This window comes from Vibrio sp. VGrn 2 (assembly GCF_009361695.1).
In the GTDB taxonomy this organism is placed as follows: Bacteria; Pseudomonadota; Gammaproteobacteria; order Enterobacterales; family Vibrionaceae; genus Vibrio; species Vibrio diabolicus.
This window is the reverse complement of sequence record NZ_RBWD01000006.1, coordinates 138552-162708: the sequence shown is the minus strand read 5'-3', so window position 1 is coordinate 162708 and position 24157 is coordinate 138552. Positions and strand designations below refer to the sequence as shown.

Annotated in this window: 24 protein-coding genes; 15 read left to right on the top strand and 9 right to left on the bottom strand. The window is 46.0% G+C overall.

All coding sequences use genetic code 11. The features are described 5' to 3' along the window. Window positions 1-62: 62 nt before the first annotated feature. A complete protein-coding gene (locus D8S93_RS12420; RefSeq protein WP_152813455.1) occupies window positions 63-1559 on the bottom strand; it encodes a peptide MFS transporter in 1497 nt (498 codons plus the stop codon). A gap of 334 nt (window positions 1560-1893) precedes the next feature. After that, a complete protein-coding gene (locus tag D8S93_RS12415) occupies window positions 1894-3264 on the bottom strand; it encodes an L-serine ammonia-lyase (protein ID WP_005395319.1) in 1371 nt (456 codons plus the stop codon). A gap of 131 nt (window positions 3265-3395) precedes the next feature. Here D8S93_RS12415 and D8S93_RS12410 point away from each other — a divergent pair, with 131 nt between their 5' ends. Then, window positions 3396-4238, top strand: a complete 843-nt coding sequence (locus D8S93_RS12410) for a YdcF family protein (RefSeq protein ID WP_152813557.1) — start codon at window positions 3396-3398, stop codon at window positions 4236-4238. On the opposite strand, the gene D8S93_RS12405 is transcribed toward D8S93_RS12410, so the two are convergent. Both D8S93_RS12405 and D8S93_RS12400 read right to left on the bottom strand, forming a co-directional pair. Then, window positions 4228-4884, bottom strand: a complete 657-nt coding sequence (locus D8S93_RS12405; RefSeq protein WP_152813454.1) for a hypothetical protein — start codon at window positions 4882-4884, stop codon at window positions 4228-4230. The genes D8S93_RS12410 and D8S93_RS12405 overlap by 11 nt on opposite strands. A gap of 249 nt (window positions 4885-5133) precedes the next feature. Then, window positions 5134-5400 carry a DUF333 domain-containing protein gene (locus tag D8S93_RS12400; protein ID WP_005395313.1) on the bottom strand — a complete coding sequence of 89 codons (267 nt, stop codon included), beginning with the start codon at window positions 5398-5400 and terminating at the stop codon, window positions 5134-5136. A 278-nt stretch (window positions 5401-5678) separates the two neighbouring features. On the opposite strand from D8S93_RS12400, the gene D8S93_RS12395 reads away from it, so the two are divergent. Beyond that, entirely contained in the window at window positions 5679-6197 is a 519-nt protein-coding gene (locus D8S93_RS12395) for an NUDIX hydrolase (protein ID WP_152813451.1), read from the top strand. A 436-nt stretch (window positions 6198-6633) separates the two neighbouring features. Here D8S93_RS12395 and D8S93_RS12390 read toward each other — a convergent pair whose 3' ends face one another. The 4 genes from D8S93_RS12390 to flgA form a co-directional block, all read right to left on the bottom strand. Then, window positions 6634-7380 (bottom strand): lytic transglycosylase domain-containing protein, encoded by a 747-nt coding sequence (locus D8S93_RS12390; RefSeq protein ID WP_152813449.1) that lies wholly within the window; start codon window positions 7378-7380, stop codon window positions 6634-6636. Further along, on the bottom strand, window positions 7361-7798 hold the full coding sequence (gene flgN, locus D8S93_RS12385) for a flagellar export chaperone FlgN (RefSeq protein ID WP_006741304.1): 438 nt from the start codon (window positions 7796-7798) through the stop codon (window positions 7361-7363). The genes D8S93_RS12390 and flgN overlap by 20 nt, the downstream gene beginning before the upstream one ends. A gap of 20 nt (window positions 7799-7818) precedes the next feature. Further along, window positions 7819-8100, bottom strand: coding sequence for a flagellar biosynthesis anti-sigma factor FlgM (flgM, locus tag D8S93_RS12380; protein WP_006741305.1), 282 nt, complete (start codon window positions 8098-8100; stop codon window positions 7819-7821). Window positions 8101-8235: 135 nt separating this feature from the next. Beyond that, window positions 8236-9033 (bottom strand): flagellar basal body P-ring formation chaperone FlgA, encoded by a 798-nt coding sequence (gene flgA / locus D8S93_RS12375; RefSeq protein ID WP_152813447.1) that lies wholly within the window; start codon window positions 9031-9033, stop codon window positions 8236-8238. A 77-nt stretch (window positions 9034-9110) separates the two neighbouring features. Between flgA and flgB the strand changes: the two genes are divergently transcribed. The 12 genes from flgB to D8S93_RS12315 are packed head-to-tail and all read left to right on the top strand — an operon-like array spanning window position 9111 to window position 19101. After that, entirely contained in the window at window positions 9111-9473 is a 363-nt protein-coding gene (flgB, locus tag D8S93_RS12370; RefSeq protein ID WP_005395306.1) for a flagellar basal body rod protein FlgB, read from the top strand. Window positions 9474-9475: 2 nt separating this feature from the next. Next, entirely contained in the window at window positions 9476-9910 is a 435-nt protein-coding gene (flgC, locus tag D8S93_RS12365; protein ID WP_005395305.1) for a flagellar basal body rod protein FlgC, read from the top strand. Continuing rightward, window positions 9910-10593: a flagellar hook assembly protein FlgD gene (gene flgD / locus D8S93_RS12360; RefSeq protein WP_005395303.1), complete on the top strand. Its 684-nt coding sequence runs from the start codon at window positions 9910-9912 to the stop codon at window positions 10591-10593. Before flgC ends, flgD begins: the two co-directional genes overlap by 1 nt. 27 nt (window positions 10594-10620) lie before the next feature. Further along, on the top strand, window positions 10621-11817 hold the full coding sequence (gene flgE / locus D8S93_RS12355) for a flagellar hook protein FlgE (protein ID WP_046873843.1): 1197 nt from the start codon (window positions 10621-10623) through the stop codon (window positions 11815-11817). Between the two features lie 12 nt (window positions 11818-11829). Continuing rightward, the gene (gene flgF / locus D8S93_RS12350) at window positions 11830-12561 is read left to right on the top strand and encodes a flagellar basal-body rod protein FlgF (RefSeq protein ID WP_006741308.1); all 732 of its coding nucleotides are present in this window, start codon (window positions 11830-11832) and stop codon (window positions 12559-12561) included. Between the two features lie 27 nt (window positions 12562-12588). After that, window positions 12589-13374, top strand: a complete 786-nt coding sequence (gene flgG / locus D8S93_RS12345; protein WP_005395297.1) for a flagellar basal-body rod protein FlgG — start codon at window positions 12589-12591, stop codon at window positions 13372-13374. A gap of 32 nt (window positions 13375-13406) precedes the next feature. Beyond that, the gene (gene flgH / locus D8S93_RS12340) at window positions 13407-14078 is read left to right on the top strand and encodes a flagellar basal body L-ring protein FlgH (RefSeq protein ID WP_005395295.1); all 672 of its coding nucleotides are present in this window, start codon (window positions 13407-13409) and stop codon (window positions 14076-14078) included. Further along, a complete protein-coding gene (locus D8S93_RS12335; protein WP_031780462.1) occupies window positions 14078-15199 on the top strand; it encodes a flagellar basal body P-ring protein FlgI in 1122 nt (373 codons plus the stop codon). The genes flgH and D8S93_RS12335 overlap by 1 nt, the downstream gene beginning before the upstream one ends. A 10-nt stretch (window positions 15200-15209) precedes the next feature. Beyond that, window positions 15210-15758, top strand: coding sequence for a rod-binding protein (locus tag D8S93_RS12330; protein WP_005395292.1), 549 nt, complete (start codon window positions 15210-15212; stop codon window positions 15756-15758). Next, window positions 15759-17132 carry a flagellar hook-associated protein FlgK gene (flgK, locus tag D8S93_RS12325; protein WP_005395291.1) on the top strand — a complete coding sequence of 458 codons (1374 nt, stop codon included), beginning with the start codon at window positions 15759-15761 and terminating at the stop codon, window positions 17130-17132. An 11-nt stretch (window positions 17133-17143) separates the two neighbouring features. Further along, window positions 17144-18043, top strand: a complete 900-nt coding sequence (gene flgL / locus D8S93_RS12320) for a flagellar hook-associated protein FlgL (RefSeq protein WP_005395290.1) — start codon at window positions 17144-17146, stop codon at window positions 18041-18043. Window positions 18044-18060: 17 nt separating this feature from the next. Beyond that, window positions 18061-19101: a hypothetical protein gene (locus tag D8S93_RS12315; RefSeq protein WP_012842382.1), complete on the top strand. Its 1041-nt coding sequence runs from the start codon at window positions 18061-18063 to the stop codon at window positions 19099-19101. 88 nt (window positions 19102-19189) lie between these two features. Here D8S93_RS12315 and D8S93_RS12310 read toward each other — a convergent pair whose 3' ends face one another. After that, window positions 19190-21832 carry a DUF2339 domain-containing protein gene (locus D8S93_RS12310; RefSeq protein WP_152813445.1) on the bottom strand — a complete coding sequence of 881 codons (2643 nt, stop codon included), beginning with the start codon at window positions 21830-21832 and terminating at the stop codon, window positions 19190-19192. Between the two features lie 424 nt (window positions 21833-22256). Between D8S93_RS12310 and D8S93_RS12305 the strand changes: the two genes are divergently transcribed. Continuing rightward, on the top strand, window positions 22257-24056 hold the full coding sequence (locus tag D8S93_RS12305; RefSeq protein WP_152813443.1) for a cation:proton antiporter: 1800 nt from the start codon (window positions 22257-22259) through the stop codon (window positions 24054-24056). The last annotated feature ends 101 nt before the right edge of the window (window positions 24057-24157 follow it).

Below are 24157 nucleotides of genomic sequence, written 5' to 3'. Positions count from 1 at the left end.
TTAAGAAAATGCCGCGAATATCGCGGCATTTTTTATATTTTGAGATAGGTAAATCATCAAACTCAGCTTTGAACTTCAACCCCAGCTTCGATCTCGACTGGTTGCGCTTGAGTATCGCTTTCTTTCGCCGCATCAAGCATCTTGCGAATAATGAGTGACGCTGCCATTGCGATAGCGACCATCACGACAGCAAGGACAGTGAGTAATTGGAAATAATCACCATATACGTTTTGTACAATGTCTTGTGTGATGGTCTGTCCTTTCTCTAACGCGATAGAGGTTGAGAATGCAGCACCAATAATACCGCTTAATGCGATTGCCACAGAAAATAGGCTCACAGAGAAGTTTTCGATGTGCTTCGGCGCGACGGAAAGAATAAACGCTACGACCATCGAACCCACGATGACTTCTGCAATCGCTTGGAAGAAGTGAATAGCGAGAAAGATTTCTGGCATGATCACGACATCTTCACCCACGGTAGTCACGGCAAACGTCAAGATACCAAACGCTATCGCGGTCAGTACAAATGCCAAGGCGATTTTTGTCGCGGTAGAGAGGTAGATATCGCGCTTTTCCAGCAACCCAAAAAAGCCAGCTACGATAGGACCACCAACCATACACCAAAGCGGGTTCATTGCCATTGCTGCTTCTGGTTCGAGCGGAATAAAACCAAATAGAGAGCCTTTTAATGTGTTGATAGCAACCATGTTCATCGAGGTCATCATTTGTCCGTAGTAAACAAAGAAACAGGTTGTCAGCAAGGTCACAATTAAGATGGTCCCCATCTTCAAAGACTCAGCTTTGCTTGCTTTAAGCATCAGAGATATGAAGTATGCGATCGCCGCCCCTCCGATGGCGTATACGATATTTTGGCCAATATCCATGTTTGAAAACATGAAAAATACCAACGCGATCATTGCCAATGAAATCAATGCAAAAAGTACCCAGTTTTTTAAACTTACGGTTTTTTGATCAAGCTCAGAGGCTACGCCAACAAGATCTTTGCGGAATACCAATAGCATGATCAATGCCGCTACTGCCATAACAGCAGAGATGGTAAAACCGCCATTAAAGCCGATCACAAGGACAATCATTGGGAACAAATATTGACCTAAAAAGGCGCCAACATTATTCACTGAATAATTGATTGGGTATCCTTTTTCAAAATCTTCTTGTGATTTGAACGTTCGTTTATAGAGGCTAGGGTAAGAGGGTGACATCAGGCCGCGGCCATAACTGGCGAGCGCAATACCACACATTGAAAGTGGAACGTTAGAAGCAGAAGCCCCCAACACGAGTAATACGTAACCTGATGCAAAAGCGAAATATGCGATAGAAAGTGAGCGATAAGCGCCTAAAAACTTATCTGCAATAAAGCCGCCCGTAATCGCGAAAAGTGGCCCGATCGCCGAAAAAGCACCAACGATCATCATCGTATCGGCTTCGTTGTAATTTAGATCCTCTAGAAAAAATCGAGTTAGACTTACTAATACACCGTAAAATGATAAGCCAAACATCATTTGGCAGAACATCATGGATTTATTGAGTTTATTCCACATAATTTTGTACTCACATTAGCGGAGAAAGGTAGGTATTGTTATTTCTATTAAATAGTAATGAAACGAAAGATTGAGTATTGAAATAATTGTCGCATAACGTGGAAATGCTGCACTATATTTTCTAATGCTTAGGTGGCTAAATGCTAATGTGTTGTTCTAGATCAATTTGAATAAAGCAGTGCTTAATTCTGTTTTTGTTTAATTTTATTGTATTTGTTACTGATTAAGGCCGAAGGGGGGTTTATAGGATTACTGGTAAATAAAAAGAGGTCTTGCGAGAAAGGAAATTGCTGACGAAGTGCATCGCCAGCAATGATATAACGGGCTTATTTGACTATTCGCATGGCGGTGCCATATGAATGACGGCCAAGCCACCTAAGGAAGTTTCACGGTATTTTTTGTTCATATCTTTACCAGTTTGATACATGGTTTCGATAACTTTATCTAATGAAATAAGGCATTTGCTCGTGCGCTTTAATGCCATACGTGAGGCATTAATGGCTTTCATTGCGCCCATGGCATTTCTTTCAATGCAAGGCACTTGAACCAAGCCGCCGATCGGGTCACAAGTCATTCCTAATGAATGCTCCATCGCAATTTCCGCAGCAATACAAATCTGCTCGTTACTGCCGCCTCTGAGCGCCGTTAAACCAGCGGCTGCCATGGATGAAGAAACCCCGACCTCTCCCTGACAACCCACTTCGGCGCCGGAAATTGACGCGTTAGTTTTATATAAGATGCCGATAGCGCCAGCGACTGCGAGAAAATCTTTCAGCTGTTTAATATCAAGCTCTTTGATGAAGCGATGGTAGTACATCAATACCGCCGGAATCACCCCTGCAGCGCCATTAGTTGGAGAAGTAACGACTTGTCCTCCAGCTGCATTTTCTTCGCTAACCGCAAAGGCAAAGAGGTTAATCCAATCCATGATCTCCATTGGATCATTCTCAACTGCAGCGTTAGCTTCGAGCTTCTTCAAAAGATTTGGTGCACGACGAGTGACATTGAGACCACCTTCTAAAATCCCTTCCGTATCGAAACCACGTTGCATGCAGAGCGACATCACTTTCCATATTTGTTCTGCTCTTTGGCTAATTTCTTCATCTGAGCGGAATGCCAGTTCGTTTTGTAGAATCATACCTCCCAAACTAAAACCGTTAGTCTCGGCTTTTTCCAGCATCTCATCCGCTGATGTGAAAGGAAATGGTACCGCGACTTCATCTTGTTGCGTGCCGTTTTCTAGTTCGTCAGCGGTGGCGATGAACCCACCTCCGATAGAATAATAAATTTCAAACGCCACTTGGTCTCCCGCAGCGTCTAGTGCGGTAATCGTCATTCCGTTTTCATGCAGGGGAAGGTTGTCACTATGAAAGACGATGTCATGGTCGTAGCTAAACTCAATCTGGTGCGTACCAGCGAGCAGCAGCGTGTTGTTGTCTATAGTATTTTGTAGCGCACTTTTAGCGCTACTCATTTTGATGGTATCGGGTTTATTTCCCATCAAACCAAGGACAGTGGCCCGGTCTGTGTGGTGCCCTCTACCAGTGAGCGATAATGAGCCATAAAGGTCCACTTGCACCCGATGCACTTTCGCCATAGAGTCGCTAACTAGTTGAGTGAAATGGAATCCGGCAAGCATAGGACCATTAGTGTGGGAGCTAGAAGGCCCGACACCAATCTTAAATATATCGAAAATCGACAGCATAATTGACTTCCTTTAGCAGTGAACCTTTATAAAGGTCTCTAGAACAGTGTTGTTAACTAGATGTTAAAGCCTGTAGGCCGGGAGTGAAAGAAGATTTTTGTAACACTGCCAACAAAGCGCGAGATTTTGAAATGAAGTTAGACAATGTGGTCATCGTTTTAGGTAAACGCCTCGTCAATAGCAGATTGACCGTTGAGGGGGTAACAAGAGTCGAAGCGTTATCTAATGTGATTGCGTCATTGCCGACAGAGCGAACGGCGATTATTTTTTGTGGTGGATTAACGCTAGGTCAACGCATTTCTGAAGCAGATGCTATGTACAGTTATTTTAAATCTCTAAATGCGGCTGCTGTGCATCCGTTCCCTGAACATCAAGTACTTTTAGAAAATCGATCTTTGAATACGTTTCAGAACATGCGTTACGCTTCTCGCGTTTTGTGTGATAGTGGTTTGTTCCAGTTATGGTCAGCGCGTTCGGTTGAGGTCACCTTGTTGTCGAATGACTACCACCTTGAGCGAATCATAGAAATCCAAACCTTGATGGATGAGCAGGGATTATTACGAGTACTAAAATCTGAGTGCGCCTCCATGGGCGTTACTCTCAACTTACCATTGGATATCAACAAACATATCAGCGTACCATACCCACATAAAGGGCCTGTGGCGGCGGCATTTTTATTACTGGATGAACTCACGACTTACCGAGTTTATTTAGAAGGGGTCAAGCTGGGAGCATTTTTACGAGACTTATCGGTTGTCCGAAAGAAGCCGCTTATGATCGCGAGACATGCCATTCAGAAATTGCTCGCTTTACCACTCGATAAAGATAGTTTGCAACAGATTGAAGACATGAAAAAGGCCATCGAAATGACGGCCTTGGATGAATCTGTAGGAGCTGCGGAACAAGCGTTAAGGATCGTTCATCCGATATTAACCGCATTGAACCGCCGCTTGGATCCTGAGTCTATTCATTAAGTTCGCGTTTTGTGCGGACTGCGCTCAACGTGATCAAACAGTAGCAAAGGAGTTCCATGCCTTCTTCCGAAATATTTTTAACATCACGGATGTAGTTCTCGTCCATCACTTGTTGCCAAAAACTGCCCATGCCATATAAGCGAGAGAAGACCAACAATAGCATCACGGCACCAATTAACAGTTTCATGTGGGGCACCGTTAAGATGGTCGCCATTTCGTTCATGGTACCTTTACCACCTTGGTAAGCTTTGGCGCAAGCCAGTGCGGTTACAGCGAGCGCAGGGAAAACCCAAGAACCATGACGAATCATGTCTGTCCAATAGTCTGTTTCACGAATAATGAGCACCGCGAAAAAGCCGGCAATCAAAATGGCCGCATGCTTTAGCTGAGGCTGTTGTTTAGATAGGCTAAAAAATGACCACGATGCAATCGCGAGCATCACAAGCTGGAGTGTTTCTGTTATGGAAAGCTCACCAAGGCTTGAACCCAACACGACATAATCAAGGCGAAGACTGAGGTTAACGAGAATACTGATAGCGACAATCATCAATGCGCTTAAACTCGATTTATAAATGATGCGCTTTGACTCTTCAGTAACAACGTTGCTTGGGGCTGACTCGGCTTCTTTTACTATTTGTGTTTTCATCTTGCTCACCTGTTCCAGAAAATGTGGAAGAAATGTGAATTAGTGTGATCTGTGTTTGGGATTTTATTGTCCAAGTGGAAAGTTATGTCAGAGGAATGTCAAGAATAGAACACTGTTCGATATAGTATCGATGTGCGGTAAAGTCAGAGGTATGTAAAAATGAAGTGAGAAAGTTTTGATAAATCAAATAAAAAAGGAGCCTAAAGGCTCCTAAGTGATAGAGGGAATCTGACGTGTCGACAAAAAATTTTAGTAGTCGCCACTCTCACTTTCTTTATGATTGTCGCGATAGTATTCCCATTGCTCGACACGGTTATCGTCAGACAGCACGCAGTAAGTCACACGTTCGCCATTTTCCGAAACGGTATCCAACTCACCACCTTGCTGAACACAGTAAACGGCTGCAGGATTTGCGACGGAGGTATACTCAGTCGAGCGAGTGGCACCTTCGTAAGTTGAACAACCAGCCAGTACCAACGTTGCAGCCATAGCCATCATTAAATTTGTCTTTTTCATTCTTTATCTCCGCATGGGGTGGGCGAGTATTGTATTGATTATAGGCAACTTTCAGAGATTATTGTCTTATCGATGTTAAAAGTAAGAGGGACGTATAAGAATTTAGATATTCTCATCTTTTACTGGTTATCACGTCACACTTCTATTTGTTGCGGATTGTTACGAAGGTTAGAACCGTTGCGTTCAAACCAATGTCTTGAACGCATTTGGACCGACAACGATGATTTAAAGCGTGAAGTTCGGTAATATGCGCGCAAAACATGACAGTGGTATTTTCGATGAGACACTTAAAATCGACCGTTCATCCGGACATTGAGCACTTGGACGACAAAATTATTTTCCAGCGCAATGCGGCACGCGCCATCGTACTAGATGGTGAAGATGTGTTGTTGCTCTATACAGAGCGTTACCATGACTACACTTTGCCAGGTGGTGGTATTGATGATGGTGAAGATGTGATTGCTGGACTAGTTCGTGAACTAGAAGAGGAAACCGGCGCGCAGAATATCCATGGTATTAAGCCTTTCGGAATCTTTGAGGAATTTCGTCCTTGGTACAAAGACGACGCTGACGTAATGCACATGGTGTCGTATTGCTATACATGTAAAATCGATCGTGAGTTAGGCGAAACGGCTTATGAAGACTATGAAGTTAAAAATGGAATGCGTCCAGTATGGATGAACATTCACGAAGCGATAGCGCACAATGAAAAGACCGTGGCAGAAAGCCCGAAAAAAGGCATGAGCATCGAGCGCGAAACGTTTTTGCTTCAGTTGATTTCTAAAGAATTACTATAAATAACTTAGCTTGCCTCATAGTGACTTACCCACTCATTGTTCTGTTGATAGGTCAGCTTTTAAATCGATAAAAAAAGTCCGGACTCCCCCCCGGAACCCGGACTTATTCCAGACGCGCAAGCGAAGCGTCATCTTGATATTTTAAATTTGTTTCGAACTATGAAAACAATAGCTGTTTTACATTTAGTGTGTAAATAATTATTAGGTCCAACCATTGGTTTTCATGTTTTTTGCAAACGCAATGTGACGCATATCTACCCAATTGGCAAGCGCAATTTGGATACCTTTTAATAAACCACTACTCTTTCTTATCTTTGAGATACCTTACCTCAACTTTTTTGCACACGTTTGCATAGAGATCACGAGTTTTCAAATTGGCCGAACACGATCTTGTAATTTTACGTTTTTCTGACATTGGATTTTGTCGTGATTTTTATCACAAATTGACCAACGGAGGTAGTGGACTAAAGTCGATCAGCGGTTGCGAAACCATCGGAGCATCTGAAGCAAATAAGAGTAAAGGTTGAAATGATGAGGATTGTAACTGACCGATATCTATCAACTTTTCCAGCGCGAAGAATCGACTAACGTATTGGCGAGTCTCTTTAGGTAGTGTGAGCTTCTGGAAGTCGTTACTGCCTGCTCGCTGAATAGCGCGTGCGACACGCCCTTCACCTGCATTGTAGGCCGCTAATGTCAGCGCCATGTTTTGATCGAATTTGTTGTATAAAAACGTCAGATACTTGAGTGCTGCAGCTGTGCTTGCTTCTGTATCAAAACGATCGTCTTGTTTTGTATCTACAGTCAACCCGAATCGTTGAGCTGTTGCTGGTATCAGTTGCCAAAGTCCGGCGGCGTTGGCATGAGAAACGGCTTTGGGGTTGTAAGAGGATTCCAACATTGGCACTAAGGCTAGACTCTTTGGTAAAGAGTGGCTTTGCAGTTGTTTGAAAATGTGATGAATTACCAGGCTGGATGAATCGAGACGTTTGGCTATTTGTGGCTTGTATGGGGCTAAAACTTGATATTGCGTTTGAATATCAGCTGGGCTTGGTTTCGCCTGACAGGTGATTGAAAGGCAGGATAGTAAGGCGATAAAAATAAAAAGGCCTACAGTACTCAGCCGAGATGGCGACTGAATCTGTAGGCAAGACGAACATCGTTTAGAACGATTTATCTTCATAAGTGTGTTGCACAGGTTGTTTGAGTTGACTGACCAACTCATGGAACGCCGCAGAGCTGTGGCCATTGCTCTGATTGTATTGTTGGCACTGACTTACCAACGTTTCCAATAGCGCCCATTGTTTTCTAGCTTGCATACCTATTTGGGCAGGCAAAGCATTGAAAATTCGTTTTACGCTGGCGTCATTACACGCTAACCCCAGCTCTCGCATACACTGGCTTCTATCACTGGCTGAGCGACTAAGTTTATTGAGTATTGGCATTTGTTTCTGAACATTGTTGCTCAGTGCCTCACCATCAAACTTTAAGTACAACGTTTTTTGCTGTTGAAGCAAAGGGATAAGTTGTTGATAGAGCTTGATATCCTCAGGTATTGAGCGAATAAATTGTTGAATTCGCTGCGATACTGCGCTTGCCATGATCTCTTCCTAGTGTGTTATTACTCGTGACCTGTATGGAATTGCATGATCGCCTTTGATAGTGCTTTTGTATCTAGGCTAAGTTCGCCACGCGCTAATGCGTTACGTACTTGTTCTACTTTTTCCATATCAACATCAGGTAGTGATGCCATTTCAGCTTGAGCGCGATCTATCGCTACGGTATTCGCTTGAAATGCAGGCTCGTGTACTTTGCTCTGTTCGACGACGTCGACAGGCTGTTTGCTTGCTTGCTGTAATTTTGTTTGTGGGACATGACCGCCCGCGACTTTGTCGATTTTCATGCTGTGGTCCTCATCATCATGTTCTAAATTAAGTAGGCGGTTAGGATGTGATAAACATTAAATATTTTTTTTGTACTCGAAATTCAGCGTTACTGACGAGAGCCAAAATTAAAAAATGTTACTCTGAGTCCAAAATCAAAATTGAGTATGAACCTGGTTTAACCCGGTTACGACAGCTCTAATGACCTTGCTAGAACTTAGGTTTTCTACTTCAATTTGTTGCCCTTTCGCACCATCTTCTAAGGCGACTCCTTTCGTGCTGGCGCTAAATCCATTTTTGCTCGCAATCACTATGACCTCATTGCCTTTTTCGATTAAAGGTGGAGCCGATAAATTGGATGGGTTGACCACTTGCCCTGCACGTAAACGGCGAGAGGTTTCTAAGCCTATTGCTTGTCCTGGGCGAGTATAAAAATCGTCTTGTCGCGAGATGGTGCGCGTTTCCAGTTTAACGTGCTTGGCAGTCACAACTTCATTTCGACCGACCGTGGTTGTGGCAACCAAGACAGGCAGTGTCAGAGAAGATTTTATCGTGACGTTAATTCGCCAGGGTGAAGCGATGTCATCGCAACTTACTGAGCGCTTAAGGTTTCCAACTGGCAACGCTTGATTGTCGCGACCAGTGATGACCAGAGGCGACTCACACTCAGGTAGGTGATTCGCCGAGCCTGGTACCCACATGTCGAAATCCAGTTGGTATTCTCCCCACTGGTTAGAGTGAGCATTTTGGGCCACTTCTTGTTTGAAATGCTCTGCTACAACAGATTTTATCTCCTCAACGCTTAGGGTTCTGCCAGAGGTGTTGGCGAAAGTTTGTCCTGGTACTAGAGCAAGCAGAGTTAGCATTAATGTTGAGGAAGTAAGCACTTTCCCCTTGCTTTTAATGCTTTCCGTGAGCCGGAAGTTTGGCTTCCATCCTTGTTTGTAAATCATTGATATATATAACTATTTTTTATGGCACGCATCTTGTTTGTATGTTGGCGTATTCGAGCCAACTGTAAGGAAGATGCATGGCGATCACATTTGAAAATGCTTTAGGTGTACATCCAGAGGCACTTAATTTTCGCGTTCAGCGTACCAAAGTCCTTGCCAGTAACCTAGCAAATGTTGACACCCCTGGGTATTTGGCGAAAGACCTAAGTTTCACCACCGTAATGAACCAGGTGGCTGCAGGCGGTGTGAACAAACCAGTGCCTAAGTTTCAGGTTCAGGCCCAATACTCGGTGCCTTACCAAAACAGCAAAGATGGCAACACTGTAGAACTGGGTGTTGAACAAGCGAAATTCACGCAAAACAACATGGACTTTCAAACTAGCCTGACGTTTCTCAACATGAAATTTAATGGCTTAACGAAAGCGATTGAGGGACGTTAATTATGTCATTCACTGATATTTACTCGATCACTGGATCCGCGATGACAGCACAAACTGTGCGTCTTAACACGGTCGCCAGTAACTTAGCTAACGCGGACGCGGTGTCTGCAAATCCAGATGACGCTTATAAAGCGCTGAAGCCCGTATTCGCGACTGTGTACCAAAAAGCGCAGCTGACAACGGAAAACGGGGTTTATCCCAATGCTGAAGTTCGCATTGTTGACGTTGTGAAAAATGCGGGAGAAGCCGAGAAACGCTTTGAGCCAAACAACCCGTTGGCCAATGGTGAAGGTTATGTGTATTACCCAGATATCGATGTCGTGGCTGAAATGGCAGACATGATGTCAGCGACACGTAGCTTCGAAACCAATGTTGAAGTGTTATCAAATGTGAAAAGTATGCAGCAAGGTCTGCTTAGATTAGGGCAGGGCAGTTAATGAGTCTCGCACAATATACACCTTTATCGTCTGATGCTCCTGTGAGCACTAAAGCAAAAGAGAACAATGGCATTGCACCAAATCCTAAAGATATGAACAGTGCTTCTTCATTAGAGAACGAATTCATTTCTTTGATGGTGGCGCAGATCCAAAACCAAGATCCACTTAACCCACTTGATGGCACGGAATACGTTGGTCAGTTGGCTCAATTCTCTCAAGTTCAAAGTACCGAGAATATGTCCAAGACAATGCAACAGAGCATGATTCTCCTCGACAACATGCAAGTGCTATCGACAGCGGGGCTCGTCGGACAAACTGTTTACGTCAACTCCAAAGAATTTGAGCTTGGTGAAGGCGTACAGAACGGAAAAATCGAACTCGCTCATAGCTCAAACCAAGTGACGTTAGTTGTGAAAGATGAGTTTGGTCAATCCACTAAAGTGCCATTAGGTGCTCACGGCAAAGGTGACGTCGACTTTTCAATTAATCCTGAAGAACTTGGTCTTAAACCAGGCAAATACTCAGTGGCAGTAGAAGTGCAAGAAGGGCAAGCAAGTCCAAATGTGCTCATGGCTGGCACTGTTGAGCAAGTGCGTATTCCAAATACTGGCGGCGCAGCATTAGTCAATGTCCATGGCGTTGGCAACGTTCCTTTCTATCAAATCACTCAGTTTGGTGCTTAACCAAATAGGGAAATCAGAGGTCTTTTTATGAGTTTTAACATCGCACTAAGTGGTCTGGACGCGACCAACACAGAGCTAAACACAATCAGTCACAACATTGCCAACGCATCAACGTATGGTTTTAAAGGTGGCCGCACAGAATTCTCCGCAGTATACAACGGCATGCAACCTGGTGGTGTAGAAGTCGCGTCAATTTCACAGAACTTCGACAAAGACGGCAGTATCTCAGGAACTGGCCGTGCGATGGACTTGGCGATCAACGGTGGTGGCTTCTTTGTCACTAAAGACAACATGGGTCAAACGCTATACACGCGTTCAGGTGTATTCGCGACAGATAAAGATAACTTTGTTACCGCTAACAGTGGCGCAAAACTGCAAGGTTACAGTGTGGATAGCAACAACAACCTGATGACAGGCTCTGTGGGCAATATCCAAGTATCTACGTCATCACTGAATGCAAAAGCGACAGACGGTCTTGATTTTGTTGCAAACTTTGATGCAAGTGCGTCTGCCATTGATAAAACGGTAACGCCGTTTAATCCGGACGATCCAAACTCATTCAATTCGTCTTACACCACAAAAGTCTATGACTCGCTGGGTAACTCGCACACGGTAACTCAGTACTTCACTAAGACCGCTTCTAACTCTTGGGAAGTGAATGTTCAAGTGGATGGTGGTGCAACACCAGTGACAACGGTGCCAGTAACGTTTGACAAAGACGGTTCGCTTTCTTCACCGACGGCTCCGTTTAATGTTTCATTCCCTGCGGCAGGCGCAAACGCGATGAGTGTCGACATTAACTTGAAAGGCAGCACGCAGTTTGGTGCTAAATTCGGCGTAAGTACTAACAGCCCGAACGGTTACACATCCGGTGAGCTTGCAGGTGTACGCGTTGAAGGTAATGGCATGGTTTACGCGACCTACACTAACGGCCAATCACAGCTGCAAGGTCAAGTTGTACTTGCAGACTTCGCCAACACACAAGGTTTAGCAAAAGTGAGTGGTACGGCGTGGACTCAAAGCTTTAGCTCTGGTGCGCCAATCATGGGTGTCCCTGGTTCAGGTACGTTGGGTGATTTAACCCCAGGTGCGCTAGAAGGTTCTAACGTTGACCTAACCAGTGAGCTTGTGGCGCTTATGACCGCACAGCGTAACTACCAAGCAAACGCGAAAACCATCTCTACCAGCGACAAGCTAACTCAAGCTTTGTTTAACGCGGTGTAATGGGAGTTTTGCATGGATAGCTTGTTATTTACTGCAACGTCAGGTGCGAGTCGAGTTCTTAAGGCTCAGCACGTGCGTTCAAACAACTTATCAAACGCTGATACTGCTGGCTTTCGAGCGGATATGGAGCGCGTGCGCAGTGTAGAAATGCAAGGCCCAGGTTTTGATGGTCGCACTATGGTTGTGACCAACTCTGCCTCAACGCGTTTTGATTCTGGCGACATTATGAAAACGGGACGCCCGTTGGATGTCGCCATCATGGGTGAGGGTTATCTTGCTGTTGAAACCCCTGCGGGTAACGAAGCGTACACGCGAGCGGGCAATATCCAAGTCGACACTTTTGGTGCCATGACCATCAATGGTTTCCCTGTTCTTGGTGAAAATGGGCCTTTGGTTGTGCCTGATTATCAAAAGATTGAAATCAGCGAGCGTGGTCAAGTATCCGTGATTCCGCCAGGTGGTGGCGCAGAAATCGTCGCGGGAACGTTGAAGTTGGTTAAACCAGAAATGAACCAACTTCAAAAAGAGAGTGACAGCCTACTGCACAGTGTAGATGGCGTGCCATTCGCTGCCGATGAAACCGTGCAACTTTCTCCTGAGCACATCGAGGGCAGTAACGTATCTGCCATTGATGAGTTGATTAGCGTGATGTCGTTAACGCGTAACTTCGAGATGCAAGTTCGCATGATGAAAACGGCCGAGACGTTGGCACAAGCTGGTAATAAATTAATGGCGGCGAGATAAGTCTCGCCCCGCAAGGAGTAATAAAAAATGCATTCAGCATTATGGGTAAGTAAAACAGGCATGGCAGCGCAGGACACGAAGATGACTGCCATTTCTAACAACCTAGCGAACGTAAATACAGTTGGCTTTAAGCGTGACCGAGTTGTATTCGAAGACCTTTTCTACAGCATTCAGCGTCAACCTGGTGCTCAAGTAGACCAAGTTAACGAGTTGCCAAGTGGTATTCAGCTAGGTAGCGGTGTTCGCGTAGTTGGCACGCAAAAAGTGTTTACGCAAGGTAACACTCAAAATACAACACAAGAGTTGGACCTTGCCGTTATGGGACAGGGTTTCTTTCAAATCGAAAACTCGGATGGACAGATCATGTACACACGTAATGGTCAGTTCCATGTCAACTCTGAAGGCTTGATGGTTAACAGTCAAGGCTTGCCGTTAGAGCCACAAATTCAGATCCCAGATAATGCCTCTTCATTCTCTGTTGGTGTTGATGGCACGGTAACAACAACGACGGCGGACGATCCAACGCCACAGCAGCTTGGTCAAATCACTCTCGCAAAATTCATTAACCCAGCAGGCTTAGAGGCCGTGGGTGGTAACTTGTTCCGTGAAACGGAAGCCAGCGGCCCGGCAGATGAACTGATTGCTGGTGAAGATGGCGCAGGCCTCATCAAGCAAGGTGCATTGGAAGGTTCAAACGTACAAGTAGTGGAAGAGATGGTCGACATGATCACGACTCAACGTGCGTATGAGATGAATGCGAAAGTGGTCTCTGCTGCAGATGACATGCTGAAGTTTGTTTCGCAATCAATGTAAGTATGAAATTGGTGATGATGAAGGAAAAAGCAATGAAATGGCTTTCTAAGAGTTGGGCAGTAGCCGCCGTGTTGCTGGTGGGATGTGCCGGCCGTCAGGAATTTATTCCGCCTGAGCCAAATGCCGAGGAATATGCACCACCAACGCTCGATTACACGTTGCCGGAAACCCAATCTGGTAGCCTTTATCGTCACCAATACACGATGACCCTGTTTCAGGATCGTCGTGCTTACCGAGTTGGCGATGTGTTAACGGTTCAACTATCAGAAGAAACCTCATCGAGCAAAAAAGCGGGTACTAAGTTTGGCAAAAGCTCAGCGGTTAATTTCGCGGCGCCGACCATAGGAACGAAAACGTTCGATGAGTTAGGCGTTAGTGTCGATGGCAGCCGCAACTTTGATGGCAGTGCTTCAAGCTCACAGGGTAACAAGCTACAAGGTGCTATCACCGTAACGGTACACGAGGTGTTACCTAATGGTGTATTGCGTATCAGTGGCGAAAAATGGCTGCGCCTTAACCAGGGAGATGAGTTTATTCGTCTCACTGGCATTGTTCGTGTGGATGATATTAATCGCAGCAACCAAGTTTCTTCTCAACGAATTGCTGATGCACGAATTACCTACGCAGGTCGCGGAGCTCTGGCTGACAGCAACGCAGCCGGATGGCTAACTCAATTCTTCAACAGCCCATGGGTACCTTTCTAATGAAGACAATGCAATCTTTCTTTACGTCTTTCCTATTGGTGTTGACCTTGGGATTACCAACCACTTCACATGCTGAAGTGGAAATTCCGATCATGGACTTGGTCGATGTGCGCGGCATTCGAGAAAACCAATTGGTCGGTTATGGTTTGGTGGTTGGCTTAGCTGGCCAGGGTGACCGAAACCAAGTGAAATTTACTTCTCAATCTATTACCAACATGCTCCGTCAGTTTGGGGTTCAAATTGATGACAGTATGAACCCTAAGCTACGAAATGTGGCTTCTGTGAGCGTGACAGCAACCGTTGATCCAATGGCGGGCCCCGGACAAACTTTGGACGTGGTCGTGTCTTCAATTGGTGACGCGAAAAGCCTCCGTGGCGGTACGCTATTGTTGACGCCTTTACGCGGTATTGATGGTGAAGTGTATGCCATTGCACAAGGAAACGTCGTGGTGGGCGGTTTATCTGCAGAAGGGCGAAGTGGCTCCAAAGTCGAAGTTAATACGCCAACGGCAGGTCGCGTCCCGAATGGTGCGACGTTAGAGAGAGAAATCAAAACTGATTTCAACCAGCGTGATGAAGTCACCTTAAACCTGCGTAAACCAAGTTTCACAACGGCGAAAAATATCGCGCGTGAAATCAACAACACTTTTGGGCCTAACGTTGCTGTTGCGATCAATAAAGCGCGCATTGATATGCGTGCACCAAAAGATACCCAACAGCGCGTAGTGATGATGTCGATGCTTGAAGAAATGAGCGTTGTGGAAGGCCGCAAGCCAGCTCGAATTGTCTTTAACTCTCGCACGGGAACGGTCGTGATCGGTAAGAGTGTCAAAGTGAGTGAGGCAGCAGTGAGCCATGGCAACTTAACCGTGCGAATTTCTGAATCACAACAAGTCAGTCAGCCAAATGCGTTTGCAAATGGCGATACGAAAGTCGTTAACCAAACGGATCTTGATGTGAACGAAGATTTAGCTCAAATGGTGATTTGGCCTCCAGGCACGGAGCTCAACACTATTGTGACTGCGGTAAACAGCTTAGGTGCCACACCTACTGACTTAATGTCTATCCTGCAAGCACTGAGCGAAGCGGGTGCATTGAACGCTGAATTGGTCGTGATTTAAGGAGTTAAGGATGAAACTAGACAGTACCAATGAACAAACTCAACTGAATTCGATGCTGTATCACGACAACAGCGCACTTGCCAATATCAAGCAGAGTCGAGATCAGGAAGGCGCGCTTGAAGTAGTGGCGGGTCAATTTGAGGCGATGTTTTTACAAATGGTGCTGCGTCAAATGCGCAGCAGCAGCGATGTTCTAGCGGATAAAGACAGCCCGTTTGCGAGCCAACAGCAAGGTGTTTTCCGCGATATGTACGATGGGCAACTGGCAATGGAACTGGCAAAAAAGCAGAGCTCTGGCATTGCCAATATGCTCATCCAGCAACTTAGCCCCTCTATGCGCGAAGTCGCCTTTGATGCTGCGCGTAACATCTCATCTGCAAACGATGGTAAAGGTGCGAATTCTGAATCTATCTCACAGCTTGATGCTAACGAGATTGAGGGGAACTCAAGCTTATTTAATACCGCCTCTCAAGCCGTCGCCTCTGTAAAACAGGTGCTCGGTGAGGCCGGTATGACTACCGCGTTTTCTCAGCCGTTGATCAGGAAAATGGAGCTGTAAATGAACCTAGTTAATATTGCCCTTTCAGGTTTAGGCGCGAACCGCGTGGCCTTAGACGTAACGGCACAAAACGTGGCGAACGTGAATACTGTGGGCTACAGTCGTCAACAAGCGTTGATGGCATCAGTTGATGACGGAAAAGCCAACCGCTTAAGCCCTGGTTTAGGGGTAGAGGTCACCAGCATTCGCCGCGTTACAGACCAATTTCTGATTAAGCAAACGTGGTCAACTAACAGTATGGCGGCGTACGCTTCTGGTTACACCAGCAACATGAGCCAATTGGAAAATACGCTAGGGGCCGATGGCTTCAGTATTTCTGCTGGTTTGGACTCTCTAAACGCTGCGCTTAACGATGCTACGGTTAAGCCTGAGTCCATTCCTTACCGTCAACAAATCATCAACGAATCTGAAGCGTTGGCGCGCCGCTTTAATACGCTTACCGAGTCTTTGCACAACCAACATAAAGATATGAGCGACCAGCGTAATGCGGCACTCAACCACGCGAATAGCCTCATGGAAAACATCGCGAAGGTAAACAAGCAGCTGGTTGAAATGCAAGGAACAGGTGGCAACCCATCGCAACTTATGGATGAACGAGATAAATTGATCGGCGAGTTATCTCAAACCATCGAAATCAGAACAACAGAACAGCCTGACGGCAGTGTTCAGGTGACGTTGACCTCTGGTCAGCCACTTGTGATGGGCACGGACCATGGCAAACTCGCAGCCGTTCCAGACCCTAGCGACCCTTACGTAGCAGACTTACACGTAACATTCTCAAGCCAAAGTTTTGCGATTGGTGACTCTCTTGGTGGCAAATTAGGTGCGATTAACGATTATCAAACCGATGTATTAAAACCAAACCAATTGGCTTTGAATGACATGGCGAAAGCATTAGCGGATGAATACAACGCTGTGCTCGCTACTGGACAAGATTTAAATGGTAACCCAGGTAAACCATTGTTCAGCTACGACCCTGCCAACCCAGCGGCAAGTTTGGATATCACTGAGTTGACTCCAGGTGAGCTTGCGTTTTCAAGTGATGGTACGCCAGGTAATGCGGATGTATTGCAGTCGTTGATTAATTTAAGCAACAAGCCTGTTTCTGTGACTGGCTATGGCTCAGTGAGTTTGAATGACGCATTCAGTTCTATGGTGGGTCAAACCGCGATTAAAGCACGCCAAGCAGACGCCGATTACCAAGCTAAGTTAGCCATGAACAAGCAAGCACATGCGGCTCGTGACAATGTGAGTGCCGTTAACAGTGATGAAGAAGCGGCTAACTTAATGACGTTTGCTAATGCACACAATGCCAACATGAAAGTGATCAGCACAGCGAATCAGCTGTTCGATTCTGTATTGCAGTTATTCTAAAGGAAACCCAGATGCGAATCAGTGACAATCAATTTAGCCAAATGATGCTGCAAAGCCTGCAAGGTAACAATGCAGGTCTGGGGCACGTGCTACAACAAATGACGACAGGTGAGCGTCTAACTAAACTATCTGACGATCCAATGGCATCGATTAAGCTGCTTAATTTGGATCGTGAAAACAGCGCCATCGCCCAATATCAAAACAATATCGCAAACGTCAAAACCACGCTTTCGAGTCAAGAAACACATTTAGACTCAGTGAAAGAGAGCCTAATGAGCATGCGTGATATTGCATTATGGGGCGCGAATGGCTCACTGACTGATCAAGACCGTACCGGTATGATCACGGAGTTAAAGAGCTATCGTGATTCAATTGAGTCGTCTTTCAATGCTCAGGATGAAGAAGGGCACTACCTATTTTCAGGCACCAAAACTGACACCCCTGCTATAAACAGTGCAAGCGGTAGTTATGTCATCGAGGGCAACAGCGATAAACGTGTCGTGACGATTGCGAAAGGCGTAACGATGGATTCCAACATGACGGCAAAGGACATTTTGGACCTTGGTGGCGGCAAAAACGTACTGGACCAAATTAATAATCTAATTACAGAATTTGAGAACCCGAGTCCGAATTTCCAAGCTGAAGTGGACGCAAGTCTAAGTGCCATTGATGATACGTTGGCAAGCGTACTCGGCACGATGACGGAGATTGGTGGCCGACACAATAACCTAGATTTGGTTGGCGGTGCTCATGGTGAGAATAAACTGTTCGTCGATAAAGTATCAGGTGACCTCTCAGCTCTGGATTACGGTGAAGCATCGGTACGCTTGAGCAATTACATGGCGGCTTTGCAAGCAACGCAAGCGAGCTATGTAAAGATCAATGATCTATCGTTGTTTGACCGTCTATAAGGTTAGGAAGTTCTTTTATGGTAATGAGTACAGTAGAGGTTAGACCCCATAGCATACGCTTGGGTGGGCAAGAACAAGCCTCTATCATGCCGACCCGTTCTGCAGACTCAAGTACTGCAATTAAACCGCGCCCGGCGCAAGTTCAGGCTGACACTGCGTCAGCCTACTCTGTCTCTGGGATTCAACTGACCCAGGGTCAGCAGCAAGCGACGGCAGTGCAGATCGCATCGAAATCGTTGCAGGTGATTGGCAAAGAGCTGACTCAAATTAAACGTGGTTTGACGCAAGCGGTGAATCAAGGCGTACAAAATGTACCTGGCTTGCAGGATACATTGGTTCGTTCTAAAGCCACCATTCAGAACGTTGTGGAGCATGCTCGTTTCGACGGCCAGAAAGTGCTCAACAACGAACTGCATTTAAAGCTAGATAAAGCAGACATTCGTCGCTTTTCTATTCCTGGCTTGAATGTGCATCGCTTAAGTGACAAAGCTGAGCAAATTCGTTTGGATTTCCCTCAGGGTCAAGCGGTAATGATTCAGTTCGATGGACAAGCCGATGGTGCTCGAACTGTCAAAATGCTTGACCGAAGCTTGATTGCTTTAGGGATGCGAGCCTCATTAGCTGACGATGGCAGCATTTTATTTGAAGCCAGAGACAACGCTTATCAGCAAATGCAGCAGAAAGTGATGGTTACGGGCGAAGGGCACCGTTTTCCTGCGGGCCAGCCGAACGTTCTAAATCTAAAGTCAGAGCCAGATGGTATTGCAGAACTTGGGTTTGATTTGGCATCACGCGATGGCATGAAACAGACGATTGCCAAAGTGAACCAGCATCTAAGACAAGTGCAAACGAGCTTGCAGGAAGCGAAAGCATTTCATGGTGAATTGAATACTCAAATGCGCTCAATTCAAAATAAAACCGCGCAGCTTTCTGTGGATGATGTGAATGCAAAACTGGATGGTTTTGTGCAGAAGTCCGGTGAGTTCACCTCGACTTTTCAAGCGTTGAATGCACAAGCAAACGTGCGTCGTCATACGGTTGTTGCGTTGCTAAAATAACGAACACTCCAATGATTCCCGGCTTTGCATCGCTATCGCCCCCCAATAACGAGAACGGTGCATTGTCGGGAATCTCTCTTTAATTCGTTTATGGTTCGAGTGCTTTTGCCACCGAGCGATTCAATTTCTGGAATAACCACCCAAGCGCGATTAAAGATGCTCCTAAACCTAAGAAGCTGATTGCTCTCCAGAACCCATCCAGAGAACTAACATCCCATAAGAATACTTTGAGTGCGACAAAAGCTAAAACCACTAGACCCACGCGCTGCATCATCAACCCTCTGTGTGTCACACCGCGCCAAGTAAGCAATCCACCCACGAGCAAACCTGCTACTGAATAACTGAACAGTTCTGCCATGCTGGTCGGTTGGTACAACATCATGGATGTGGTTTGCCAGAATTGACGGATAGACATACCTAACCAAATAGCAGCAAGTGCAAAGCCTAGGCTAGCAACCGCAAATCGATGAACCTGTAACGTATTCCAGCCTCTAAATGTTGCGATAAGTAGGATACAAGCTGGCAGCAACCAGCCGACGCTTAGCATATTAATGACGGGAAGAGCTTGGGCTGAGACGTTGTCAGTCACCAATGGCGACTCTGCCGTATTAAGCAAAATTATCAGCAATGCGAAGGCACACCAAAGCAGGTAGCTGTAGACTTCATAGATGCGGCTTAAGCGTTGTGCAAATTGGCTACGGTAGCTGTACACCAAACCCATAATCAGCGCTTGGTTAGCAAAAACGATGGCGCTGGTGAAATCAAGGTGTCCTAAATAGCCGTACTGCCCAGTTAACCAGTAGTTGGTTTGGGTGAATAGCGCCATTAAGAATACATGCAAAAATGCGCCTTCAAACCAGTTGGTCAGTTCGAGGTCCACTTGCTTTAGCGTTGCTCGAGCATAGAGCAGGATGATGAGAGACGGTAGGTAACTCACAATAACCCAAGCCCAATGTCCTGCTTCTACGGGTTGCCATTCAGGGATGAAGGGTAAAAGTGTGAGGCGGATGACCAGTATCCCCATCGCCACTTTGATCGCCCAACTTGCGGGGCGAAATAACCCTGATTGCGTCTGTAGCGCCATTACCGCAACTTGTATCGAGATTGTTGTCGTCAACCAGGTATCGCTTAACCAAACAAAGGCGACGCCTACGATTAAAGCGTGCATGACGGCAGAACATTCCAATGCTAGCGAATGTAAGCGTTGACCAAGTACAACGTAATAAACGGTCACCAATGCGCAGAATGCAGTCCAGTGCCACAGGTAGCCTTGCATAAATTCGTCGACATAAAACAGCGTAATCAAACTCATTGCTGGAGCCAGTACTAACAGAAGTACGCCGCTAAGTTGCGATCGGTCACTGAGTGACTGGAAATAAGTTCGACAGCAGATCAGTGCAATACTGGTGGCCAATGCGAGTAAGATACTGGCACCATGTTCTGGCATATACAAAGCGTCAAACGCGAAAGTGAGGACAACAAGTGCGGTCGCAGAGACCAATATGGAAGGCAAAAATACGCGCAATGACCAACCTGTGCGAACCGCTGGGAGCCATACTGTCGCAACGAGTAACGCATAACAGTACACCATGTGCAGTGTGTCCAATTCTGGCATTCTGGTGACAGCCGAAAAGGTCAATAACGCAATCGCGAGAGAGGTAGCGGTCGGCGGATTTGTCCACTTATTCTGGCAGTGATGAGAACGAGGATTGAGTGTCCAACCCAGTCTTGGAACGGCGAAAATAAGATAAAGAGTAATGGAGAGATAAATAGCCAGCCAAGAAAAAAGCGTCTCAAGCGGCATGCTTTCAATGAGCAACAGCATCCAAACAACATGTGGAAGCGCGATGCTTGGAGAAATCCATGCACTACGTACTTTTTGCATTAGCAATGTTGCCGCGACCGAGATCGCGCTGATATACCCAGCTAATAAGAAGTAATTAGGCTCGCTTCCACCAATCCATAATGGTGCGGTGTATCCACCAATCAGACCAAGCACTGCCATCAACGGCCCTTGCTGTAAAGATAGAGCCAAGCTACAAAATGCGGCAGCGGCTAAGATGATAAGCGAGACACTAGGCGTCAGCATTTGATAAACAACAAACGCAAAGATAACCGTGCAGTAAATGCCAGTTAGCCCGGTTCCGGTAACGGCGGCAGGCACATAAGTAAAGCCTTGGGCTCGTGTTGCTCGTTGAGGATTTTGTTGTTCTTTGCGGTGGAACCATTCTCCAACAAGCACCATAAGTAACGAGAGTACAAACGCAAAGGACACACGCATAAGTGGCGAAAACTCAATGTGACTACCAATAACCTGTACGAGATACCCCCCACCAATTAGCATTGCCAGCGCGCCCACCCAAACCAACCAGTTTTCTTGAATGTTGCTAAACAGACTCTGCACTCTACTTGGCAATATAGACTCTTGTTCTTGACTAAAAACGTCCAGTTGAACTTCGTTTGCCTGGTATTGAGCTTGATGTGTTGTGTTTGGATAAGATGCTCGGTCGGTAATCGAGTCATGCTCCTTAGAGGATGAGGAGTTTGCCTCTTCAACGCTGGATTGTTGACGCGTTGGTTGGTTCGAGTCCTTATTTAGACAGACTCGCAGTGATGTTACCTCTTCACGAAGTTTGGTTAGCTCTTTTTCTAAAAGTGCTGCTCGGTTGGCGGCTTTCACTCCGATGAGGATGGCGAGCAATGCCATGAATAGTGCTAGTATTACGTACAATCCATTTCTCCTTGCGTACGTCGCGTGACACACGATTCTTAACTTTGAGCACGTACGCTAAAGCTTAGTCCAAGCGCTTTGCCTTAGCTTCATATAGTGCTAGGTTCCGCGCTTTCTTTAAGAATCATTCTACATAATGAAACTCAATGCGTAATGATGAATTCGACGAAGCGACATACTTGTGTGTCACTTTAAGATCTGATGAACAGAAATGAGTCGTTAAGTCATTGGGGTTCAACTATATTCATAATTCTGATGCGATACCCAAGTGACCTCAAAAATGTGCATTTCAGAGGCATGCTGTCGAAGAGTCGAAGGTAAGCCGTTTAGTCTGCATGCCAAGTCATGCTTATTGAACCGCACGCCCGAGGTTATTTGGGTATAGCGCATTCACGCGAAAAAAGACAAAACAGGTAAATGATTAATGCAAGTGGGTAATGAAGCGCTGGTGCTATCAGCGGTTGGGGTCGTTGGTTTAGGTTGTCAGTGGTTGGCATGGCGATTGCGCTTACCAGCGATTTTATTTTTGCTGCTAGCCGGGTTGATTGTCGGGCCATTTATGCAGTGGTTAAATCCAGATGAGATTTTAGGGAATTTGCTCTTTCCGTTGGTTTCATTGGCGGTTGCGGTGATTCTTTTCGAAGGCAGCTTGACCCTAAACTTCAAAGAAATTCGCGGTGTGAGTGGCTCAGTCTGGAGTATCGTTTCCATCGGGGCCATCATTTCATGGGCAGCAACCAGTATTGCGACGTACTATTTCCTCGGTTTTACTTGGGAGCTCGCCATGTTGTTCGGCAGCTTAACCGTGGTAACAGGTCCGACGGTGATCGTGCCACTTCTTCGGACGGTAAGGCCTAACAGTACGCTTGCTAATATTTTGCGTTGGGAGGGGATCTTGATTGATCCACTCGGTGCGCTTTTTGTTGTGATGGTTTATGAGTTCATCGTATCGCACAGCGCGATAAATAGCGTCGAAGTGTTCGGGACGCTCATTGCCGTGGGCGTCATTCTTGGTGCGGCCTCTGGCGCAGTAGTCGCAACGATTATGCGCCGTGCGTGGCTACCGGAATACTTGCAGCCATTTGCGGTTTTGATGATCGTGCTCGGCGTATTTTCCGTCTCCAACCATATTGAGTCTGAAGCCGGATTACTCACGGTTACTGTAATGGGTATGTGGCTTGCCAACGCAAAGGGCATCAATATTCAACAAATTCTGCACTTTAAAGAGCACTTGACCATATTGCTGATCACCGGCCTATTTATTTTCCTTGCTGCACGCATCAGCTTGGATGATTTTGCTGCGCTGGGTAGTGGCGCGTTATTGCTGTTTGTATTTATGCAGTTGGTGTCGCGTCCGTTGTCGATTTTCCTCTCAACCATCCGCAGTAACTTGAGACTTAAAGATAAACTGTTCCTGTCTTGGGTTGCACCGCGCGGTATTGTCGCTGCCTCTATTTCGTCTCTTTTCGCGATCAAATTGACCGAATACGGTATTGATGAAGCGATTTTACTGGTTCCTATGACCTTCATGGTGATCATCGGAACGGTTGTTTTACAAAGTGCAACGGCACGTCCTGTCGCATTGATGTTGGGCGTCGCGGAGCCAGCGCCACGCGGCTTCTTGTTGATTGGTGCTAACCGAGTAGCCAGAGAAATTGGTCAAGCGTTGGCACGCTATGACCGCCGTATATTGATGACCGATTCTAACTGGGAGTACATCAGTCAAGTTCGTATGTTGGGGCTGGATTACTACTACGGGAATCCGATTTCTAGTCACGCAGATGACAATTTGAACCTGATAGGGGTGGGACAAGTCGTTGCATTAACGCCTGACCAGCATTTCAACATTATGGCTTGCATGCAATTTGTCGACGAGTTTGGTGAAGATAAAGTTCACTGCTTGCAAAAAGTGAAAACCAACGGCAATGGTAGCGAGAAGCACTCCGTGGCTCAGGAGTACCACGGTAAATTGCTGATGGGCGGTAACGTAAGCTATACCCAGCTGGCCAGTTTGTTGAGCCGCGGTGCAGAGATAAAACACACGAAATTGAGCGACAACTTTACGTATCAAGACTATTTAGCGCACCACAAAGGGAACTCGGTAGTACCGTTGTTCCACGTTGAAGAAAAAGGGAAAATTCAATTCTGTGATGACCCTGAGCAGTTTGCTCCAACCACTACAAGCACCGTTGTGTCTCTGATTCTGTCAGAAAGCGCAAAGTAAATTAGAGAAGTATGCGGCCCATTTTTATCGTGGTGTCTCGCACGCTGATTACTTCAACTTGGTGAAACACTTGCCTGCTTGTTTAAAACAGAAGGCGAGTT

Excerpts from the sequence above, each read along its gene's own strand:
- D8S93_RS12315 (WP_012842382.1), top strand. The coding sequence starts at position 18,061 with ATGGTAATGAGTACAGTAGAGGTTAGACCCCATAGCATACGCTTGGGT.
- flgK (WP_005395291.1), top strand. The coding sequence starts at position 15,759 with ATGAACCTAGTTAATATTGCCCTTTCAGGTTTAGGCGCGAACCGCGTG.
- flgG (WP_005395297.1), top strand. The coding sequence starts at position 12,589 with ATGCATTCAGCATTATGGGTAAGTAAAACAGGCATGGCAGCGCAGGAC.
- D8S93_RS12305 (WP_152813443.1), top strand. The coding sequence starts at position 22,257 with ATGCAAGTGGGTAATGAAGCGCTGGTGCTATCAGCGGTTGGGGTCGTT.
- flgB (WP_005395306.1), top strand. The coding sequence starts at position 9,111 with ATGGCGATCACATTTGAAAATGCTTTAGGTGTACATCCAGAGGCACTT.
- D8S93_RS12420 (WP_152813455.1), bottom strand. The coding sequence starts at position 1,559 with ATGTGGAATAAACTCAATAAATCCATGATGTTCTGCCAAATGATGTTT.
- D8S93_RS12390 (WP_152813449.1), bottom strand. The coding sequence starts at position 7,380 with ATGAAGATAAATCGTTCTAAACGATGTTCGTCTTGCCTACAGATTCAG.
- D8S93_RS12415 (WP_005395319.1), bottom strand. The coding sequence starts at position 3,264 with ATGCTGTCGATTTTCGATATATTTAAGATTGGTGTCGGGCCTTCTAGC.
- flgH (WP_005395295.1), top strand. The coding sequence starts at position 13,407 with ATGAAATGGCTTTCTAAGAGTTGGGCAGTAGCCGCCGTGTTGCTGGTG.
- flgL (WP_005395290.1), top strand. The coding sequence starts at position 17,144 with ATGCGAATCAGTGACAATCAATTTAGCCAAATGATGCTGCAAAGCCTG.
- flgF (WP_006741308.1), top strand. The coding sequence starts at position 11,830 with ATGGATAGCTTGTTATTTACTGCAACGTCAGGTGCGAGTCGAGTTCTT.
- D8S93_RS12335 (WP_031780462.1), top strand. The coding sequence starts at position 14,078 with ATGAAGACAATGCAATCTTTCTTTACGTCTTTCCTATTGGTGTTGACC.
- D8S93_RS12405 (WP_152813454.1), bottom strand. The coding sequence starts at position 4,884 with ATGAAAACACAAATAGTAAAAGAAGCCGAGTCAGCCCCAAGCAACGTT.
- D8S93_RS12395 (WP_152813451.1), top strand. The coding sequence starts at position 5,679 with ATGAGACACTTAAAATCGACCGTTCATCCGGACATTGAGCACTTGGAC.
- flgD (WP_005395303.1), top strand. The coding sequence starts at position 9,910 with ATGAGTCTCGCACAATATACACCTTTATCGTCTGATGCTCCTGTGAGC.
- flgC (WP_005395305.1), top strand. The coding sequence starts at position 9,476 with ATGTCATTCACTGATATTTACTCGATCACTGGATCCGCGATGACAGCA.
- D8S93_RS12410 (WP_152813557.1), top strand. The coding sequence starts at position 3,396 with ATGAAGTTAGACAATGTGGTCATCGTTTTAGGTAAACGCCTCGTCAAT.
- D8S93_RS12400 (WP_005395313.1), bottom strand. The coding sequence starts at position 5,400 with ATGAAAAAGACAAATTTAATGATGGCTATGGCTGCAACGTTGGTACTG.
- D8S93_RS12330 (WP_005395292.1), top strand. The coding sequence starts at position 15,210 with ATGAAACTAGACAGTACCAATGAACAAACTCAACTGAATTCGATGCTG.
- flgN (WP_006741304.1), bottom strand. The coding sequence starts at position 7,798 with ATGGCAAGCGCAGTATCGCAGCGAATTCAACAATTTATTCGCTCAATA.
- flgE (WP_046873843.1), top strand. The coding sequence starts at position 10,621 with ATGAGTTTTAACATCGCACTAAGTGGTCTGGACGCGACCAACACAGAG.
- flgM (WP_006741305.1), bottom strand. The coding sequence starts at position 8,100 with ATGAAAATCGACAAAGTCGCGGGCGGTCATGTCCCACAAACAAAATTA.
- flgA (WP_152813447.1), bottom strand. The coding sequence starts at position 9,033 with ATGATTTACAAACAAGGATGGAAGCCAAACTTCCGGCTCACGGAAAGC.